The sequence below is a fragment of the Sphingomonas sp. PvP056 genome (assembly GCF_040549155.1).
Lineage (GTDB): Bacteria > Pseudomonadota > Alphaproteobacteria > Sphingomonadales > Sphingomonadaceae > Sphingomonas.
The window spans coordinates 41,133-60,033 of record NZ_JBEPST010000008.1 but is presented as its reverse complement, the minus strand read 5'-3'; the positions used below and the strand labels follow the sequence as shown (position 1 = coordinate 60,033).

Annotated in this window: 16 protein-coding genes; 6 read left to right on the top strand and 10 right to left on the bottom strand. The window is 66.9% G+C overall.

Annotated elements, in window-relative coordinates:
• Nucleotides 1-47 precede the first annotated feature (47 nt).
• The 6 genes from ABIC17_RS17380 to ABIC17_RS17355 all read right to left on the bottom strand — a co-directional run bounded on the left by ABIC17_RS17380 (nucleotide 48) and on the right by ABIC17_RS17355 (nucleotide 4,989).
• Nucleotides 48-587 (bottom strand): hypothetical protein, encoded by a 540-nt coding sequence (locus tag ABIC17_RS17380; protein WP_354283971.1) that lies wholly within the window; start codon nucleotides 585-587, stop codon nucleotides 48-50.
• Entirely contained in the window at nucleotides 584-1,651 is a 1,068-nt protein-coding gene (locus ABIC17_RS17375) for a sigma-70 family RNA polymerase sigma factor (protein WP_354283969.1), read from the bottom strand. The genes ABIC17_RS17380 and ABIC17_RS17375 overlap by 4 nt, the downstream gene beginning before the upstream one ends.
• Nucleotides 1,652-1,866: 215 nt before the next feature.
• A complete protein-coding gene (locus tag ABIC17_RS17370; protein WP_354283967.1) occupies nucleotides 1,867-2,832 on the bottom strand; it encodes a peptidoglycan-binding protein in 966 nt (321 codons plus the stop codon).
• A complete protein-coding gene (locus tag ABIC17_RS17365; protein ID WP_354283965.1) occupies nucleotides 2,829-3,263 on the bottom strand; it encodes a hypothetical protein in 435 nt (144 codons plus the stop codon). Before ABIC17_RS17365 ends, ABIC17_RS17370 begins: the two co-directional genes overlap by 4 nt.
• The gene (fliI, locus tag ABIC17_RS17360) at nucleotides 3,247-4,584 is read right to left on the bottom strand and encodes a flagellar protein export ATPase FliI (protein ID WP_354283963.1); all 1,338 of its coding nucleotides are present in this window, start codon (nucleotides 4,582-4,584) and stop codon (nucleotides 3,247-3,249) included. Before fliI ends, ABIC17_RS17365 begins: the two co-directional genes overlap by 17 nt.
• Before the next feature lie 3 nt (nucleotides 4,585-4,587).
• Nucleotides 4,588-4,989 carry a flagellar biosynthesis repressor FlbT gene (locus ABIC17_RS17355; RefSeq protein WP_354283961.1) on the bottom strand — a complete coding sequence of 134 codons (402 nt, stop codon included), beginning with the start codon at nucleotides 4,987-4,989 and terminating at the stop codon, nucleotides 4,588-4,590.
• Nucleotides 4,990-5,177: 188 nt separating this feature from the next.
• Here ABIC17_RS17355 and ABIC17_RS17350 point away from each other — a divergent pair, with 188 nt between their 5' ends.
• The 4 genes from ABIC17_RS17350 to ABIC17_RS17335 all read left to right on the top strand — a co-directional run bounded on the left by ABIC17_RS17350 (nucleotide 5,178) and on the right by ABIC17_RS17335 (nucleotide 11,862).
• Entirely contained in the window at nucleotides 5,178-6,482 is a 1,305-nt protein-coding gene (locus ABIC17_RS17350; protein WP_354283959.1) for a flagellar hook protein FlgE, read from the top strand.
• A 310-nt stretch (nucleotides 6,483-6,792) separates the two neighbouring features.
• A complete protein-coding gene (locus tag ABIC17_RS17345) occupies nucleotides 6,793-8,895 on the top strand; it encodes a FlgK family flagellar hook-associated protein (RefSeq protein ID WP_354283957.1) in 2,103 nt (700 codons plus the stop codon).
• An 11-nt stretch (nucleotides 8,896-8,906) separates the two neighbouring features.
• Entirely contained in the window at nucleotides 8,907-9,809 is a 903-nt protein-coding gene (locus ABIC17_RS17340; RefSeq protein ID WP_354283955.1) for a flagellin, read from the top strand.
• 112 nt (nucleotides 9,810-9,921) lie between these two features.
• Complete coding sequence (locus ABIC17_RS17335; protein ID WP_354283953.1) at nucleotides 9,922-11,862, top strand: methyl-accepting chemotaxis protein; 1,941 nt, start codon at nucleotides 9,922-9,924, stop codon at nucleotides 11,860-11,862.
• A 54-nt stretch (nucleotides 11,863-11,916) separates the two neighbouring features.
• On the opposite strand, the gene ABIC17_RS17330 is transcribed toward ABIC17_RS17335, so the two are convergent.
• Nucleotides 11,917-13,134 (bottom strand): argininosuccinate synthase, encoded by a 1,218-nt coding sequence (locus ABIC17_RS17330; RefSeq protein WP_354283951.1) that lies wholly within the window; start codon nucleotides 13,132-13,134, stop codon nucleotides 11,917-11,919.
• 129 nt (nucleotides 13,135-13,263) lie between these two features.
• On the opposite strand from ABIC17_RS17330, the gene ABIC17_RS17325 reads away from it, so the two are divergent.
• Complete coding sequence (locus ABIC17_RS17325; protein ID WP_354283949.1) at nucleotides 13,264-15,333, top strand: S46 family peptidase; 2,070 nt, start codon at nucleotides 13,264-13,266, stop codon at nucleotides 15,331-15,333.
• An 18-nt stretch (nucleotides 15,334-15,351) separates the two neighbouring features.
• Here the strand turns inward: ABIC17_RS17325 and ABIC17_RS17320 are convergent, their stop codons facing one another.
• From ABIC17_RS17320 to ABIC17_RS17310, 3 genes are read right to left on the bottom strand one after another with little or no spacing between them, the layout of a single operon-like run.
• Entirely contained in the window at nucleotides 15,352-16,578 is a 1,227-nt protein-coding gene (locus tag ABIC17_RS17320; RefSeq protein ID WP_354283947.1) for an SAM-dependent methyltransferase, read from the bottom strand.
• An 18-nt stretch (nucleotides 16,579-16,596) separates the two neighbouring features.
• Entirely contained in the window at nucleotides 16,597-17,358 is a 762-nt protein-coding gene (locus tag ABIC17_RS17315; protein ID WP_354283945.1) for a molybdopterin-dependent oxidoreductase, read from the bottom strand.
• Nucleotides 17,355-18,122 carry a cytochrome b/b6 domain-containing protein gene (locus ABIC17_RS17310; RefSeq protein ID WP_354283943.1) on the bottom strand — a complete coding sequence of 256 codons (768 nt, stop codon included), beginning with the start codon at nucleotides 18,120-18,122 and terminating at the stop codon, nucleotides 17,355-17,357. The genes ABIC17_RS17315 and ABIC17_RS17310 overlap by 4 nt, the downstream gene beginning before the upstream one ends.
• A 95-nt stretch (nucleotides 18,123-18,217) precedes the next feature.
• Between ABIC17_RS17310 and ABIC17_RS17305 the strand changes: the two genes are divergently transcribed.
• On the top strand, nucleotides 18,218-18,847 hold the full coding sequence (locus ABIC17_RS17305) for a flavin reductase family protein (protein WP_354283941.1): 630 nt from the start codon (nucleotides 18,218-18,220) through the stop codon (nucleotides 18,845-18,847).
• Nucleotides 18,848-18,901 lie beyond the last annotated feature (54 nt).

Sequence of the window (18,901 nt, the reverse complement as noted above, 5' to 3'; positions counted from 1 at the left end):
GAACCATAGAACGGTGCGCCTAGAGGGTAAATGCTCCATTCCGGAGGTTATTGCGATGCAGCACTGGCCGTCCGCGGGACGCGCAATACGGCCAGGCCACCATCGGGGGCAAAGCGCTTCAACGCGGTCAGCCCGCGCGGGTCGGCAAGCCTGCGGTCGATCCAGCCCGGCTCGATCGGACAGGGGTCCGCGGGCGCGATTGCGACGCCGGTTCCATCGGTAAGGACACCAATCCGGTTCGGACGCACGGGCTTCGGCCAGCGCACCGCCAGCAGTTCGGTGAGGATCGCTGTGGTGCGGATGATGTCATGATCGCGGCGACGACCCCGATCGAGCGGCAGGTCGCTTTCGCGCAATGCGCGGTCCCAGCAGCGTAACCCCATCGCCCCCGTCCGCGGATCGTGCAGTGTCGCGATCAGTAACGGATCGGCGACCGGGTCGCTGCGGACGAACAGCGGGCGAACCGCCAGACAGAAATTGGCCGCGATCCGGTCGAGCAAGGCGTCACTGCGCGGAAGCGCCATGCTATCGGAAGGATCCGCCTCGCTCGCATCGGGCCATGACCGCAGCACTGCGCTCTGCATCACTGCAACCGATTGCTGGTCGGCGCGGCGATGCCGTAAGGCGGCAATTCCCCGCGCAATGCCTCCAACGTACGCTCGATCGGGTCGGTCCCCTCGATCGCGTCGACGGCGGCAGGATCAAGCACGATCACGCGCGCCAGCGCATTGTGCGGTGCCCGGGCATCGGGAAGGATCGAGGTCTCGGCGGCGCCGTGATCGGTCTTGCGCCGGCGCGGCAACGGCTGGCGACGATCGGCAAAGCCCGCGAAACGGGGGTCGGTGGTCGCGATTTCCGCCACCACGCGCGCCGCGCGCTTGGCGACCTGGCGCATCCGCTCGCGCTCGATCGGGCAGGTTTCGGTGTCGTCGCCAAGCCCCGCATCGTCGCTCAGCCGACGCTCGACCAGCGCGCGCTGGGTCGCGATCCGCGTCTCGAGGTCCGCGAGATCGATCGGGTCGGGGGTCGACGGCCTGGCGCGGAAGCGCGGTAGCGAAGGGCTGTCGGCATGGACCGAGCGCACCGCGCGTGCCTTGCGCTTGAGTTGTTCGATCCCGACTTCGCGAAGCTGCGCGACATAGGCGTCGAGCAACGCAGTGCGCAGATCGTCCGCCATCATGCCTTCGACGCCGGCTTCGGTCCGGTCGAGCGCGCCCTCGTCCTCGATCATCGCTTCCAGCGACGTTGCCTCGCCGTCCGCGCCGATCGCCGTCGCGTGGAGCGAAACCGTGGTCGCCTCGACCCGCCGCGCGGACTGGCGCTGGTCGGTCATCAGCCGGAAGCGCAGGCTCTGCAATTCGCCACGCAACTGCCAGTTGACGAAGGTGGTAAATTGCGCGCGCGCCGGATCATACGCCTCGATCGCGCGGTGGACGCCGATCGCGCAGCACTGTTCTGCGTCGTCCCAATGCCCGGTCAGTCCATATTGGCGGATAAAGTGCCGGATCCGTGGCGCGATGATCTTGAGCACCGCAGCGAACGCGCGGTCGGCGAGGATCCGCTGGCGCATTGTCGGCGCGACGCCGGGCGCGGGACGGTTTGCGATCACCTCTGCGACGGCGTGTTCAAGCGCGATGGTGGTTTTGGACATGGGCTCCCCCGGGGACGTTCGGGAGCTGCACCGTTGCGATTCCCGTTGCCCCGACCATGGCGGCGGGCGTTAAACGGGGTCATAAACATCCTATACGTATTTCCCCGGGTCGCGGGTCCCCCACTTGGGTCAAACTACGCATAATGGGCGGTTTTGCTGGTAAAGATGGGATTAACCATTCTATAGGATGATCCCTGCAGACCCGAACGACACGGTCAGGCGAACCGCTGCGGCTGGACGTTGCGGCTGACATAAGCGGTCAGCCATGCACGGTGCGCGGCGCTCGCGTCACCGGTCGCGGCAATCGCACGACTGGCGCCGCCGCTGCCGATCTGCGCGGTCAGCAGGGTCCGCGCGCGCGTTGCGCCCAGCCCCCCCTTGAGGAAGCGGACGACATCGCCCGGCCCCAGGTGATGCCCGAGATAGGCCGATCGCGCGATCGTCGCCGGATCCTTCCCGACCGACAATCCCGCCCGCCGGATCGTGTCGAGATTGCTCCGCGCATAATCGGCGATGGTGTGGATCGCTGCGGTTGAGTCATACCGCAGTGCGAGCAACGCGGCGCGAGACTCGGGCCGGACCTTTCCGCTGGCATCGAGCCAGCCATGCTGCTCTGCCGCGGCATTGAGCCACGTTCCGGGCTTCTGCGCGATCGACTGCCATGTGCCGCCGAGGAATTGCCCCAGCCCCGCCGCGCTCGACCGCGGGTTGCGCGAGTAGCAATTCCACCGCCCGCCCGAATCCTTCGCCGCCTCCGCCTGCACGATCGCGGCAAGTGCAGTATCGGGGATGCCCGACCGCGCCGCTGCCGCGCGCAAGGTGTCGGCATGGACCGCATTCGGCCCCAGGTTGCGCATCGCTGCATCAGGCGGACAGGATGCAGCGTCGAGAGCGGACGGTTCGCCGAACGTAGCATGGGGGGTGCCGCCATGCCGCGCATCGAACAGCGCAATCAGATTGGAAAGATCGACCCGGTCGGCATAGCGCGCCGACGGATCGCTGGTGGTGGCGTGGGGCTGATCGGACAATCCGTCGAGCGGGGCCGTGCGATCCCCCTGCCCGAGCGCGGCCTGCCACAACCGGTTGGTCAGCGCGCCGTGTGCCGCCGCCTCGATCAGATTGGCGCGTTGCGTCGGGGTAAGCCGTGCGGCGTCGCCGTTGGTGCCAAGCGGCGCCATCATCGCGGTGTGGCCTGGTGCAAGCGCCGCAATCGTGCGAAGCGCGCCGCGGCGATATCGTCGACCATCGCCTGTTGCTGCCGGTCATCCGCCTGGCGAACGTTGGCCCGGAACTGGTCGGCCGCGGATTCGACTGCGCGGATCGCGGCATATTGCCGCGCCGCACGCTGCCGCAGCAGATCGAGTTCGACCGCCGCGGTCTCCGCTTCGGCACCGCGCCGTTCCCGTTCGCCGCGCGCGTGGGCCAGATACGGATCGCCGATCAGGCGGCTGTCCGCCGCCGCCAGCCGTGCCTCGTCGACGATCTTGTCGATCAGTGCGTGGTGGAGCATCCGCGCTTCGCCTAGCCGCGCGGACGATGCCGCAATCACCTGCGTCAGTGCATCCATCTCGCGGTCGAGCGCCCGAAGCGCTGCGTCATAGGGCGTCTGCATCGGTCCCCTCCATCAATTGCGCCATCGCCGCGAAGGCGTCAGCCGCATCGCCGCGGTCCTGCCGGGTCTGCGTCAACAGCGCCTCGATCTGCGGCGCGATCCGGATCGCGCGATCAACCTCGGGGTTCGACCCCGTGGTGTAGGCACCGAGCCGGACGATCTCCTCCATGTCGCCATGCGTCGCGAGCAAGGCGCGCGCAGCAAGGCGAATCCGGTTCTGCTCGTCCGACAGGCAATGCGGCAGCGTGCGCGACACCGACTTGAGCAGATCGATCGCCGGATACCGCCCCCGCTCGGCGATCCGCCGCGTGATGACGACATGCCCGTCGAGGATCCCGCGCACCGCGTCCGCGACGGGTTCGTTGTGATCGTCGCCGTCGACCAGCACGGTGAACACGCCGGTGATCGTCCCCTGCCCCGGCAACCCCGGCCCCGCGCGTTCCAGCAGCCGCGGGAGCTCGGCAAACACCGTCGGCGTGTATCCGCGCGTCGCGGGCGGTTCGCCATTGGCGAGACCGATCTCGCGCTGGGCCATTGCGAAGCGCGTGACCGAATCCATCAGGCACAAAACGTTGAGCCCCTGGTCGCGGAAATGCTCGGCGATCGCGAGTGTCGTCCACGCCGCCTGACGCCGGATCAGCGCAGGCTCGTCCGAGGTCGCGACGACGACGACGCTGCGCGCAAGCCCTTCGGCACCGAGATCGTCCTCGACGAATTCCTGCACCTCGCGCCCGCGTTCGCCGATCAGCCCGATCACCGCGACATCGCACGCGGTCCAGCGCGCGAGCATCGACAGCAGCACCGACTTGCCGACACCGGAGCCTGCGAACAGCCCGAGCCGCTGCCCGCTGCACAAGGGCACGAACAGGTCGAGCGCGCGCACCCCGGTCTCGATCCGACCGCCAACGCGCGCCCGGCCCGCAGCGGGCGGCGGTGCTGCCTTGATCGGTTGCGGGTCGGACCCGTTGGGAAGCGGACCCAGGCCATCGATCGGGCGACCCAGCCCGTCGACCATCCGCCCGAGCCAGCGTGCCGAAGGGCGCACCGCGAAGCTCCCGTCCTCGAGCCACGCGCACGTACCCGAACGAAGCCCGTGCGGATCGCGGAACGGCAGGCATTGCGCGCGCCCGGCGTTGATTCCGGTGACTTCAGCGGCGACGACACCGCCGCCGGTTTCGATCCCGATCCGCGACCCGATTTCCGCCGCACCCGCCAGCCCGTCGATCTCGATCAACGCGCCCTGCACCGACACGACCCGACCGAACCGCCGATCGGGCGATGCGGCAGCGAGCGCACGGGTGGCGGCGGCCAGCGACTGCATCGCTCAGGCCGCCAGCATCGCGGCAATATCGCGCGCAGGCACGCCCTCCTGCTCCATCAGCGTCAGGCATTCGCGCAAGCCGCGGACATAGTCGCACGATGCGACCGCATTGGCGAAACGGACGCTGGCGGCGCGCGCGGCATCGTCGCCCTGGCGTTCGAGCAGTTCGCCAAGATCGGCGACGATCTGCCGCTGCTGGGCCACGACGTCCTGGCCGACATAGGCTTGGAGGCAAGCGTAATACAGCCGCCGTGCGGGGCTCGTGGCTTGCCCGGCGTCCATGATCGCGTCACCGCGCAGCACGGTGGCGCGATTGTCGACGATCACTTCGGTCGCGACGGGCACGCGCAATACGGCGCCGTTGACGATCATCGTTTCACCGTCATGCAATACGAAGCTGCGCACTAGAGCGTCCCCAAGGAAAGGCATTGCGCTGTTATAGCTGGCGAGCCCCCCCGTCGGGCGCGCCGACGCGCGAATCACCCCTTGTCTCAGCCTTTTGGAGCAGCCGCGTCCGGGGATGCACCACCCCTCTATGATGGATGCGATATGGCCGGACCCGATCCGGCACCCTGCGACGTGGGAGACCCCGGTTGAGCCTTTATTCCGCCCTTTATGCCGGTGTTTCCGGTCTCAGCGCCGAGTCCGCCGCGATGGCCGCGGTCGCGGATAACATCACCAACATCAATACGATCGGCTACAAGGGCACCGACACGCAGTTCAGCACGCTGGTGACCGACGGCCGGTCGCGCACGACCTATTCGGCGGGCGGCGTTTCGGCACGGCCGCAGGCGCTGATCTCGAAGCAGGGGCTGCTCCAGGCATCGGGCAACACCACCGACCTCGGCATCGAGGGCGGCGGGTTTTTCGTGACGCGGACGGGTCTCGGTGGCCAGGACACGGTCGCCTTCACGCGCGCTGGCTCGTTCAAGCCCGACACCGCCGGTTTCCTGCGCAATACCGCGGGCTTCTATCTGCAGGGCTGGCGGCTCGACAACAGCGGCGCGTTCGAAAACACCGGCAATGTCGCCGCGCTCGAACCGATCCGGCTGAACGACCTCACCGGCACCGCGATGGCGACCAACAGTGTCGAGCTGCGCGCCAACCTCCAGTCGAGCGCCACCCCCGTCGCCGGACCGGTCACGCGCGGCGATATCGCGAGCGGCACGCTCGCCCCGCAATTCACCCGCGCGATCGACGTGTACGACGCGCAAGGCGGCACGCACCGCGTGACGATGGGGTTCGTCAAGACCGGCCCCAATGCTTGGCACGGCGAAATCTACGCCGACCCGGCAGAGGTGACCGCGCCCGGCGGGGTGCTGGCGAGCGGCGAAATCCGCTTCAATCCCGATGGCAGCATCATCAACGATCCCGCGGTCTATACCTCCGAGATGTTCGGCCCGCTCAACCCCGGCTGGACCAACGGCGCGGCATCCGACCCAATCACGCTCGCGATCGGCAGCAACGGGGGGTTGAGCGGCCTGACCCAGTTCGGCTCGGAATCCGCGCTCATCACGTCGAGTGTCAACGGCGGGATGCTCGGCAACATCGCCTCGGTCCAGGTGTCGGACGCGGGTGTGGTCAGCGCGGTGTTCGAGAACGGGATCGCGCGCAAGGTCTTCCAACTGCCGGTCGCGACCTTCCCCAATGCCGACGGGCTGACGCGGATGTCGGGCAATGCATTCCTGATGTCGGATGCATCGGGCAATTATGCGATCAACCGCCCCGGTGCGCTCGGTGCCGGCACGATCCGCGCGAGCACGCTGGAAGCATCGACGGTCGATCTCGCGCAGGAGTTCAGCAACATGATCCGCTTCCAGCGCGCTTACAGTGCATCGTCCAAGATCATCACCACGGTCGACGACATGTTGCAGGAAGTCAGCAACCTGAAGCGGTGAGGTGCTGAGCACGCTCGACGGACCCGGTGAGAGCAAGGCTTCGACTTCGCTCAGCCCGAACGGATTTGGGCTCAGCCTGAACGGGTTGGGCTCAGCCTGAACGGGTTGGGCTCAGCCTGAACGGGTTGGGCTCAGCCTGAACGGGTTGGGCTCAGCCCGAACGGGTTTGGAATGGATCCAAGCAACACTCCCCGTTCGCCCTGAGCGCAGTCGAAGGGCCCCTCGCAACAGGGACCGCGGCAAGCGGCAGGAACGGACGGGAACACGACAGACTCAAAGGTCGGCAGCGCACGACGAAAGGGCATAAGACATGGCGCTCAGCGATATTCTCGGATCCGCGATGTCGGGGCTCAACGCCGCGCAGGCCGGCTTGCGCGTCGTGTCGACCAACATCGCCAACGTCGGCACGGCCGGTTACGCGCGCGAGAGGCTCAACATCTCTACCAACGTCATCGGCGGGCGCGTCAACGGCGTGGTCGTCGGTGAAACCACACGCGTCGCCGATCGCTTCCTCGAAGCCGCAAGCTATCGCCGCGCAGGCGATGTCGGATCGGCCGAAACCACCGCAGGCTATCTAGACCGGCTCCAGGCCTTGCTCGGCGCGCCGGGTGCGGAATCGAGCCTGACCGCGCAGCTCGACGCGATCTCCAGCGCGGGCGTCGCGCTGACCGGCTCGCTCGCGGTCGTGCAGAACGCCGATGCGTTCGTCGCCAAGACGAGCGACGCGATTGGATCGCTCCAGCAAGTCGACCGCGACGCCGCCAGCCTGTCAGCGGATGCCGATGCCGAAATCGGCGACACGGTGACGCGCGCGAATGCGCTGCTGACGCAGATCAGCAATCTCAACGACGCAGTGTCGCGGCTCGACGGGCTGGGGCGGAGTTCGTCGGGCCTATCGGACCAGCGCATGCTTGCGATCCAAGATCTGAGCGGCCTGATCGGCGTCACGGTGCGCGACCAGCCCGATGGCCGCGTCACGATCGAAACCGCTGGCGGCGCGCCGCTGCTCGATCAACGGCTGCGGCTGCTGTCCTATCCCAATGGCGGCAACGCTGCCGGGGCGGCGCAACCCGCCTACCCGGGCGTCGACATTCGCTTCGCCGATTCCGCAGGGTTGCCCGGCGTCGCGACCGGCGACCGGATCGACAATGCCGCGGTCGGCGGCAAACTGGGTGCTTTGCTCGATTTACGGGATCGCACGATCCCCGAGTTTCGCGACCAACTGGGCAGCCTGTTCACCGGGCTGAGCCAGGCGCTCAACGCCGCGTCGAACGCCGCCACCGCAACCCCTGCACCCGCGCAGCTGATCGGCGCGGTCACCCCGCTGACGGCAGGCGACCGGCTCGGCTTCACGGGCAAGGCGACCATCGCGGTGACGGACCCCGCGGGCAAGCTCGTCGCCGCGACCAGCCTCGATTTCGATGCGATGGGGCCGCAGGCGACCGTCGGCGACATGGTCACGGCGATCAACGCCGGCCTTGGCGGCAGCGCGAGCGCAACCTTCGCGAACGGACGCCTCACGCTGTCCGCCACCGCCCCCGGCACCGGCGTCGCGATCGGACAGGATCTCGCCGCCCCGTCGCAGCGGGCCGGGATCGGGCTGTCACAGGTGTTCGGGATGAACGATCTGATCCGATCGGACGGATCGACCATCCCGAGCGGCTTCGCGGCGAGCGATCCGCATGGATTCGTCGCGGGCGGCACTGCGCAACTGATGCTGCGCGACGGTGCGGGCCGCGTGCTTGCGCAACACACGCTGACCCCCGCGCCCGGTGGCAGCTTCGGCGACCTGGTCGCGGATCTCGCCGCCAGTCCGCTTGGTCGATACGGCAGTTTCGCCCTGGATGGCGCGGGACGGATGCGCTTCGAGCCCAACCCGACCGTATCGGGCGCGGTGCTGACCATCCCGAGCGATTCGACCGATCGCGCCGGGACCGGCCGCAGTTTCACGACGATCGCGGGCCTGACCGGCAGCGCGAGCGCGCTGACGACGGGCGAAGTGCGCCCCGACATTCTCGGCAACAGCGGGCGCCTGCCGCTCGCGCTGCTCGACACGCGCGCGACCGTCGGCGGGATCGCACTCGGCAGCACCGACCGGAGCGGCGCGGCGGGCTATGCCGATGCGCACGCGCGGACGATCGACCTCGGCATGGCAGGCGCGACTTCGGTCGATCGCCGCGCCGCGCAGGTACTGGGCGGTGCGGGCAGCACCGCCGCGCTCGCCAAGGCACGGCTGACCGAGGCGGCGGCGCGACGCGACGACGCGGTCAACCGGCGCGACAGCTTCTCGGGCGTCAACATCGACGAGGAACTGTCGCAGATGGTCGTGTTGCAGAACAGCTATTCCGCCGCCGCGCGCGTGATCAGCACGGTCACCGCGATGTACGACACCTTGTTGACGATGGTTCGCTGAAAGGACCCTGCATGACCCGGATCGCCACCATCCCGCAGCAACGTCTCACCGCCGGCGCGATCCAGCGCAACCAGGAGCGGCTGGCGGTCACTCAGGCGCAGCTTGCCTCGGGCCGCAAGGCGAACGACCTCGCAGCACTCGGCACCGATGCGGTGCGCACGCTGACGACGCATTCGATGCTCGCGCGGTCCGAGGCGCAATCGGGCGTCGCACGCCAGCTCGGCACGACGCTCGCGCTGTACGACACCGCGATCAGCGGCGTCGACACGCTCGGTACCAACCTCCAGCAAAGCCTGCTGACGGCGCAGGGCACCGGCGAAACCGCAAGCCTGCAGGACACGATCGAAAGCGCCTTCTCGCAATTCTCGGCATTGCTCAACGCGGACGAAGGCGGCGTGCCGTTGTTCGGCGGGGGGCAGAGCACTGCCCCGTTCGCACCCGCCACGCTGGCCGAGCTGTCGGCGACCCCGGCGAGCGACTTCAGCGACGGCACCGTCCACGCGAGCGCGCGCGTCGCCGACAATCTCGACATGACCTATGGCATCACCGCGCGTGAAGTCGGCGGCGGACTGGCGCAGGTGTTCCGCACGCTTGCCGATGCCGGGCCGTTCACCGGCGCACTGACCCCGGCACAACACGCTGCGCTCAAGGCCGTGGGCACCGCGCTCGACGACGCGATGACCGGGGTGCGCGCGCTCAACGCCGAGAACGGACACCGCCAGGCCAAGGCCGAAACGCTCGCGACGCGGGCGGACGAACGCGCAAACCTGTTCAAGGGCATCATCAGCGCCAACGAGGATGCCGACCTTGGCCAGATCGCGATGGATCTGTCGCAGCAGAAGACGATGTTGCAGGCCAGCTACTCGGTCTTCAGCCAGTTGAGCAGCCTCAGCCTGGTTGATTACCTGCGCTGATCGCAATTCCCGCGCTCCCGCGAACAGTCGTGGCGCGGAGCATCTATAACAGTCGGTATGCTTGCCTCGTCGCGATCACGCGGGGGCGGTCCATTTACGCAAAGGGGCGTCGATGCACATCTATTCGAATCTCAAGATCGCCGTAAAGATCGCCACGTTGCTGGTGTCGCTCGGCGTCGTCATGCTGGTCGTCCTCTACAATGGCGCAAGCCAGTTGGGCGTGCTCGACAAGAGCTATGCCGCGCTCACCACCGCGACCTTGCCCAACAATGCGCGGCTTGCGCAGGTCGCCGACGCATCGGGAACGATCGTCTATTCGGGGTATAAGGTCATGGCGTATGACGGTGCCAGCGCAGAGTCCCGCGCGGCCGCCGCCGAAGTGCGCCAGCAAGGCGATGCCGGGCGCGCGCTGTTGCAGAGGATCGGCCAGGCCGACCCGGCGGTGGCATCCAAGATCCCGGCGCTCCAGTCGCGGCTATCGCAAGTCGAGCAGACCGTCGCGCAGTCCACCCGCTATGGCCTGCGCAACGACAACGACGCCGCACGCAAGCTGCTGATGGAGGCGGACCGTCTGGATGCGCAATTCAGCGACGAGCTGTCCGCCGTCATCACGGAACGCGCAAACGCCTCGACTGCCCTAACCAAGACGCTTTCCCAGGATGCTGCAGCCACGCAGCGCAGCATGGTGCTGATCGGGCTCGTCAGCGTGGTCGTCGCGCTCGGCGCAAGCATCCTGGTCACCCGCCGCACCATCGCCGGCCCGCTCAGCACGATGGAATCCGGCATGCGACAGCTCGCCGCCGGGGACAATACGATCGCGGTCACCGCCGTCGATCGTCAGGACGAAGTCGGCGCGATGGCGCGGGCTTTGGTGGTGCTGCGCGACAATGCGCAGGAACAGGCCCGCGCCGAAGCGGTCAAGAAGCAGGCCGATGCCGATCAGGCGATGGTGATCGACTCAGTGTCCTCCCACCTCGAAATGATGGCGAAGGGCGATCTCACCCGCCCGATCGAACGCGATTTCCCGGCGGGCTACGCCGCGCTCAAGACGCACTATAACGCTGCGCTCGACAGCCTGCGCGACCTAATCAGCGCGGTGTCGGAAAGCGCACGGTCGATCCGCAACGGATCGAACGAGATCGAACAGGCGTCGGATGATCTTGCCCGCCGCACCGAATCGAGCGCCGCCTCGCTCGAGGAAACCTCGGCCGCGGTCACGCAGATCAACGAACGGCTGCGCACCGGTGCGGACAAGGCGCACAGCACGGTTCAGCGCGCAGACCAGGCGATCGCCACGGTCGGCACCGGGCGCGACACTGCGGGCCAGGCGGTCCAGGCGATGCACCGCGTGTCGGACAGCGCCAAGGGGATCGACAGCGTCATCGAAGGGCTCGACAAGATCGCGTTCCAGACGCGCGTGCTGGCGATGAACGCCGCGGTCGAGGCCGGGCGTGCGGGCGAATCCGGGCGCGGCTTCGCGGTCGTCGCGGATCTCGTCGGGCAGCTTGCGATGCGCTCCGAAGAGGAAGCCAAGCGCGCACGCGAACAGCTCACCGCGACGCAGAACGACGTCGTCCTGGCGGTCGATGCGGTCCACAAGGTCGATCACGCGCTGGTCGCGATCTCGGACGATGTCGGCGTGGTGCACGAACTGCTCGCGGCGATGTCGATCGACAACAGTGCGCAGGCCTCCGCGATCCAGCAGATCGCCACCGCGATCCAGAGCATGGACGAAGGCACGCAGCAGAATGCCGCGATGGTCGAGGAAGCCTCCGCCGCCGCGCGCAACCTGAACGGCGAAGTCGGCATGCTGACGCAAAAGGCGGCGGTCTTCACGATCGGACATCAGCCTGCGCCAGCCGCAACCCCGGCACGCGCCACCCCCGCCCCCGCCGCGCCTGCACCCAAGCCGTCCGCCGCCAAGGGACCCCTCCCCGCCGCCGGTTCGTCTCCGGCCAAGCCGACGCCGGCCTATCTCGCCCCGCCCAAGCCGCTGCCTGCCGCCGCCATCCCGGCGCTGGTGCGCGACAAGGACGACTGGGACGAATTCTGATATCGCCCCAAAAATCCACCGCTTCCCCGGCGAACGCCGGGGAAGTGCATTGGTTTAGCGGTCCCGCCGCCCCAGCAGCCGCAACCGCAACGCGTTCAGCTTGATGAACCCGGCGGCGTCGCGCTGGTCATACGCACCCTGGTCGTCCTCGAACGTGACGACCTTTTCCGAATAGAGCGACTGCGGCGACTTGCGTCCGGTGACGTTGACCGAACCCTTGTACAGCTTGAGCCGGACGGTCCCCTCGACCTTCGCCTGGCTGTGGTCGATCGCGGCCTGCAGCATTTCGCGCTCGGGCGAGAACCAGAAGCCATTGTAGAGCAGCTCCGCGTACCGCGGCATCAGCTCGTCCTTCAGATGCGCCGCACCACGATCCAGCGTGATCTGCTCGATCCCGCGATGCGCGAGGTGATAGATCGTGCCGCCCGGCGTCTCGTACATGCCGCGCGACTTCATGCCCACGAAGCGGTTCTCGACCAGATCGAGCCGCCCGATGCCATGCTTGCGCCCCAGCTCGTTGAGTGCCTCCAGCAGCGACGCAGGCGACATACCTACGCCGTTGAGCGCAACACCGTCGCCACGCTCGAAATCGATCGTGATCGTCTCCGGCTGGTCGGGCGCGTCCTCGGGATTGACCGTGCGCGAGTAGACATAGTCCGGCACCTCGTCCCACGGATTCTCGAGCACGAGCCCTTCCGACGAGGTGTGGAGCATGTTCGCGTCGGTCGAGAACGGTGCCTCGCCACGCTTGTTGTGCGGAATTTCGATCTGGTGCTGCTCGGCCCATTCGATCAGCCGGGTGCGGCTGGTCAGGTCCCACTCGCGCCACGGCGCGATCACCTTGATGTCGGGTGCGAGCGCGTAATAGCCGAGCTCGAAGCGGACCTGGTCGTTGCCCTTGCCGGTCGCGCCGTGGCTGACCGCATCCGCACCGACCATCCGCGCGATCTCGATCTGGCGCTTGGCGATCAGCGGCCGCGCGATCGACGTACCGAGCAGGTACAGCCCCTCGTACAGCGCGTTGGCGCGCATCATCGGGAAGACGTAATCTCGCACGAACTCCTCGCGCAGATCGTCGATGAAGATGTGCTCGGGCTTGACCCCGGCTTGCTGCGCCTTGCGCCGCGCAGGTTCCAGTTCCTCGCCCTGCCCGAGATCGGCAGTGAAGGTGACGACCTCGCACTGATAGGTCTGCTGCAACCACTTGAGGATGACGCTGGTATCGAGGCCGCCCGAATAGGCGAGGACTACACGGTTGATTTTATCGGTCACGGGCAGGATCCTTCGTGTTCGGCTGCCCCCTATGCGACCGTGCGCGCGCGTGCAACCGCTGGCCTGCTCTTGCGGATCGCCAATTTGAGGCGCACGCTGTCGTTTCTTCGGTCGGGGGGCCTTTCAGACATGCATTTTCGTGCAACCGGCGGCGTTGCCGCGTTCGTTGTCATGGTCGCAGCCTCCGGTGCGGCGCGCGCCGACGAAGGCATGTGGACGTTCGATGCGTTTCCCACGGCCAAGGTCAAAGCCGCCTACGGCTGGGCACCCGATCAACCCTGGCTCGACCGGGTCCAGGCATCCGCGGTCCGGTTGACCGGAGGATGTTCCGCCTCCTTCGTGTCGCGCGACGGGTTGATGCTGACCAACCACCATTGCGTCCAGGCGTGCGTGCAGGAGCAATCGAGCGCGGAGACGGACTACATCACCAATGGCTTCGTCGCACGCGACCGCGCAAAGGAACTCCAATGCGCCGGCCAGCAGGCCGAGGTGGTCACCGCGATCAGTGACGTGACCGCGCGCGTCCGCGCAGCGATCGGGCGAACGACCGGGGCGGCATTGATAGCAGCCCGCAACGGAACGATCGCAACGATCGAAGCCAGCATCTGCACCGACCGCGAAACCACCAGCTGCGAGGTCGTCACCCTGTTTGGCGGCGGACGCTATACCCTCTACCGCTATCGCACATACAGCGACGTCCGGCTGGTCTGGGCACCCGAACTCGCCGCTGCGGCATTCGGGGGCGATCCCGACAATTTCAGCTTCCCGCGCTACAATATCGATGCGGCCTTCCTGCGCGCTTATGAAAACGGCAAGCCTATCGCCACGTCGCAGCATCTGCCGTGGAATGCCCGCGCGCCACAGCCGGACGAGCCGACCTTCGTGATCGGCAACCCCGGCCGCACCCTGCGGTTGATCACCGCCGATCAACGCAACGTGCAGCGCAGCCTGGTCTTGCCATTCGTGGTGTCATTCCTCTCGGAATATCGCGGCCGTTTGATCACGGCGCGCGCGCAGAATGCGGAGCGCTTTCGCGAAGGGTTCGAGGAGCTCGCATCCATAGAGAACAGTTACAAGGCGCTGCGGGGAGAGTTGCAGAGTCTCAACGACGAAACCTTCGCCACCATGCTCGACGCGCAAGAGGCGCAGCTTCGATCGAGCAAGACGGCGCGACTTGGCCGCGGCGCCGGCGACGATCCCTGGCAGGTCATTGCCAAGGCCGATCGGGTCTATCGCGACATCTTCTACGATCGCTTCGTCCTGGAGCAGAACAGCGGTTTTCAATCCACGCTATACGGATATGCCAAGACGCTTGTTCGCGCCGCGGCCGAGCGTGACAAGCCGGATGCGGAGCGACTGCCGGGCTATACGCAGGCATCGCTGCCGTTGACCGAAAAACAGCTGCTCGACGCAGTGCCGGTCTACCCCTGGCTAGAGCAGCTGCAACTCGAATTCTGGCTGTCCAAGACCCGCGAATATCTGGGCGCGGACAGTCCTGCGGTGAAGCGCCTGCTCGGGCGGGACTCCCCCGAGCGTCTTGCTGCCACCCTTGTCGCGGGAACGAAGCTCGCCGATCCCGCAGTGCGCCAGGCGCTGTTTACCGGTGGCATGGCGGCGATCCGCGCGTCGGACGATCCGTTGATCCGGCTCGTCCTCGCCAATGACGCGACCGCCCGCGCAGTGCGGGAGCGCTACATCGCCGAAGTCGACGCGCCGATCAGTGCCGCGCAGGCGCGTCTGACGGCGGTACGATTCGCAGCATACGGCACCGATCTCTACCCGGACGCGACCTTCACGCTGCGTATTTCCTACGGAAAGGTCGCCGGATGGGTCGAGCGCGGACAACCGGTCCCCCCCACGACCCGTTTCGCCGGATTGTTCGATCGCGCCACCGGCCAGGATCCGTTCCAGCTCGCCGCCGCAATCGACCGCGCGCGATCGAGCCTCTCGCCTGCGACGACCCTCGACTTCGCCACGACCAACGACATCACCGGCGGCAATTCTGGATCGCCCGTGGTCGCGCACGACGGATCGGTTATCGGCGCGATCTTCGACGGCAATCTGCAGAGCCTCGGCGGAACGTTCGGCTATGATGCCAGCGTCAATCGCTCGGTCGCCGTCTCGACCGCAGCGATCGAGGCGGCGTTGCAAACCGTCTATCCTGCCCCGGCGCTGCTCGCCGAACTGCATCGGGGCTGATACCGGGGCTGAACACCGCTAGCCGCGAAAAGCGCGCTCGGTCTCGATCATGTAATCGCGCGTGATCGGCAGGACGTGGCGGTTGCGCGCGAACTGGACCTGGTAATTGACCAGCCCGCCGAAGTGGAACGCCGCGCTCGCGCCCGCCAGATAGAATTGCCACATCCGGAAGAAACGCTCGTCATACAAGGCGATGATCTGCTCGCGCGCGGCAACGGTGCGGTCGTACCAGTCATCGAGCGTGTACCCGTAATGCAGCCGCAGCACCTCCACGTCGGTGACCATGAAGCGCAGCCCCTCGTTCGCCGAGATGATCTCCGACAGCGCGGGGTTATAACCGCCCGGGAAGATGTACTTGGTCGTCCACTTGTCGGTAACGCCGGGACCGCCAGCGCGTCCGATCGTGTGGAGCAGCATCACACCGTCCTCGGTCAGCAGGTCGCGGCACTTGCGGAAGAAGGTCTTGTAATGCGCCGGGCCGACATGTTCGAACATGCCAACCGAGACGATCCGGTCGAACGAGCCGGTCAGGTGGCGATAGTCGATCAGCTCGAACTTGACTCGGTCCGCGACCCCCGCCTCCTGCGCGCGCCGCCGTGCGACCTTCAACTGCTCCTCGGACAGCGTGATCCCCAGCACGTCCGCGCCGGTATGCTGATGCAGATACAGCGCCATCCCGCCCCAGCCGCAGCCGATGTCGAGCACCGTCATCCCGGGTTCGAGCGCGAGCTTGGCCGCGATATGCGCCTTCTTGTCGCTTTGCGCCTGTTCCAGCGTGTTGCCGGGGCTGGCGTAGTAAGCGCAGCTATATTGCCGGTCGGAATCGAGGAAAAGGTCGTACAGCCGGTCCGACAGGTCGTAATGGTGCGCGACGTTGCGCTTGGAGCGGCGCGCCATGTTGACCCGCCCGATGCGATGCGTGACCGCCTGGATCGCGCGCCGCAGCGGCGACGCCGCCAGGCCGTTCGCGCCCGCTTCCCACGGGTCGTTCGCGGTGAGCAGCCGGACGAGATCGCGGATGTCGCCCTGTTCGATGACCATGCGGCCATCCATATACGCCTCGGCCGCGCCGAGCCCGGGATCGCGCAGGATCCCGTTCGCGGCGCTGGTGTCGGTGAAACGGATCGTCACGTCGGGAAAGCGCGGATCGGCGGTGCCGAAGCGAACGGTCTTTCCGTCTGCGTGATGTACGGTAAGGGTGCCGCGCTTTACGCGCTTGGCGAGAAACAAGTCGATAAGAGCCATGTACGGCCCACTAACGCCTCAGATGCCGGCATACCAATCGTAATCGACATTATCTTCCCAATAACCGCCCTTGCCGAGCCCGATCCCGGCCAGCGAGGCGACCGCATCGATCCCCATGACATATTTGGCGTGCTTGTAGCCGAGCTGGCGTTCCAGCCGGAGCCGCACCGGCGCGCCGTGTCCGACGTCGAGCAGCCGGTCGTTCATCGCCCACGCCAGAATCGTCTGCGGGTGGAAGGCGTCGATCAGGTCGATCGACTCGTAGTAATTATGCCCGGAATACAGGTCGGCGCAGGTGAACACGATATAGCGTGCCGCATCGCGCACACCCGCCGCCTTGAGCACGCTGCCCAGCATCGGCCCGTGCCACTTGCCAATCGCGCTCCATCCCTCGACGCAGTCGTGCCGCGTGATCTGGGTGCGCGCAGGCATCGCCATCAATTGCTGATGCGAGATCGCGAGCGGCCGCGCGACCAGCCCGCCGACCTTGAGCCGCCAGCTCGCGAACTTGTCCGCGACCATCGCGTTGTAATCGGGCGTATTGGGGTTGCGCGTGCCATTGGTGCGGAAGAACGGCGACATTTGGTCCGCGCGGTATTCGGGCGCGAGGCTATGCCGGTTCGACAGCGCACGCTGCAGCCCCATGTTGAGCTTCTCGCCCGAGAACAGGATCTTCCGTGCCGCCGGGATCTCCGCGACGCGGTCGCATCCGGCGAGCAACGCGCCCGCGCCGAGCGCCGCGCTGGTGACCAATGACCGACGTGTGATCAGGGTGCTCATGCCGCGTCCTCGCATTTGTCGCCGCGTCGGTCATGGCCGGGGATGCGCCACCAGCCGGTGATCATCGACCGCGTCTCGGGCCACGCACCCGCCAGAATGACGAGCGCGAGGTGGACGATGATGAACAGGACGATGCCCAGCATCGCGATGAAGTGCACCGAGCGCGCCGACGCCCGCCCGCCCATCAGATCGAGCAACCACGGCCACGCGGCGTTCATTCCCGGCGACAGCGCGAGCCCCGACACGATGATCGCGGGCAGCAGCGCGAAGATCGTCAGCACATAGGCGAGCTTCTGGAAGATATTGCGCGCGTTCGGCTGATCCGGATCATGGAATCGGAGCGCGGCGTGTTCCTGCGCATCATACCAGAGGTGCGTCGCCGACAGTTCGCGCCCGCGGATCCGAAAGTCGCGCTGGAAGTGCCGGTTGATCAGGCTCGATACCATGTAGAACAGCAGCCCGAACCCGAGCACCAGCGCGAACAGAAGATGCCAGCGCCGCGCGACCGCTAGGTTATACCCGGCCGGGATCGTCAGCCACGACGGTGCCCGCCACGTGTGGAGCCAGGCATGATCGTTATTCGCGCCGAACTGCCCCCAGTAGAGATGCGGATGCGCGTTGAGGATGGTCAGCCCGCTGCCGATCATGATGAAGATCGTGATCGCGGACACCCAGTGCCAGATCCGCGTTGTCAGCCGGTGCCGGTAGATCGGCGTGTCCGCCGCCGGTCGCAGTGTATCGGAAGAGCGGGTTGCGTCGGTCATGCGGGTGCCTGTTCGTGCCGTCGCCGGGGGTGATCCATCGTTAGCGTCCCTTACGCCGTTCGCCCACTGCAATCCAAGCCTTGAGGAACAACTCCATGTCGGACCAGCATTTTTACGAACCACGCGATGGTCACGCGAGCGTTCCCGGACTCGACCATGATCCGCTCAACGCGATCATTGCGCCGCGTCCGATCGGCTGGATCAGCACGCTCGCCGAGGACGGCACCCGCAACCTCGCGCCGTACAGCTTCTTCAACCTGTTCAACTATCGCCCGCCGATCATCGGCTTCTCGTCGATGGGATGGAAGGACAGCGCCGCCAACATCGCCGCGACCGGCGAATTCGTGTGGAACCTCGTCACGCGCGACCTGGGCGACGTGATGAACCGCAGCGCAGCGACGGTTGGCAAAGAGGTGGACGAATTTGACCTTGCCGGCATCGACACCCTTCCGTCGCGACTGGTCAAGCCACCGCGCGTCGCCGCCAGCCCGGTCGCGTTCGAATGCCGCCACACCCAGACACTGCGGCTCGAGACCAAGGACGGCAGCGCGCTCGACCAGTGGATGATCCTGGGCGAAGTCGTCGGCATCCACATCGCGCCGGACCTGATCGCGGACGGTGCCTATCAGACCGCGGCGGCGCACCCCATTCTCCGCGGCGGCGGTCCCGCGGACTATTTCGAGATCGCCGCGGACGCGCTGTTCAAGATGCGGCGGCCGGGGTGATTGCGGACACGCTCTGTCGGCTCGGTTTACACAATCGGGCAGACGGTAGACCTA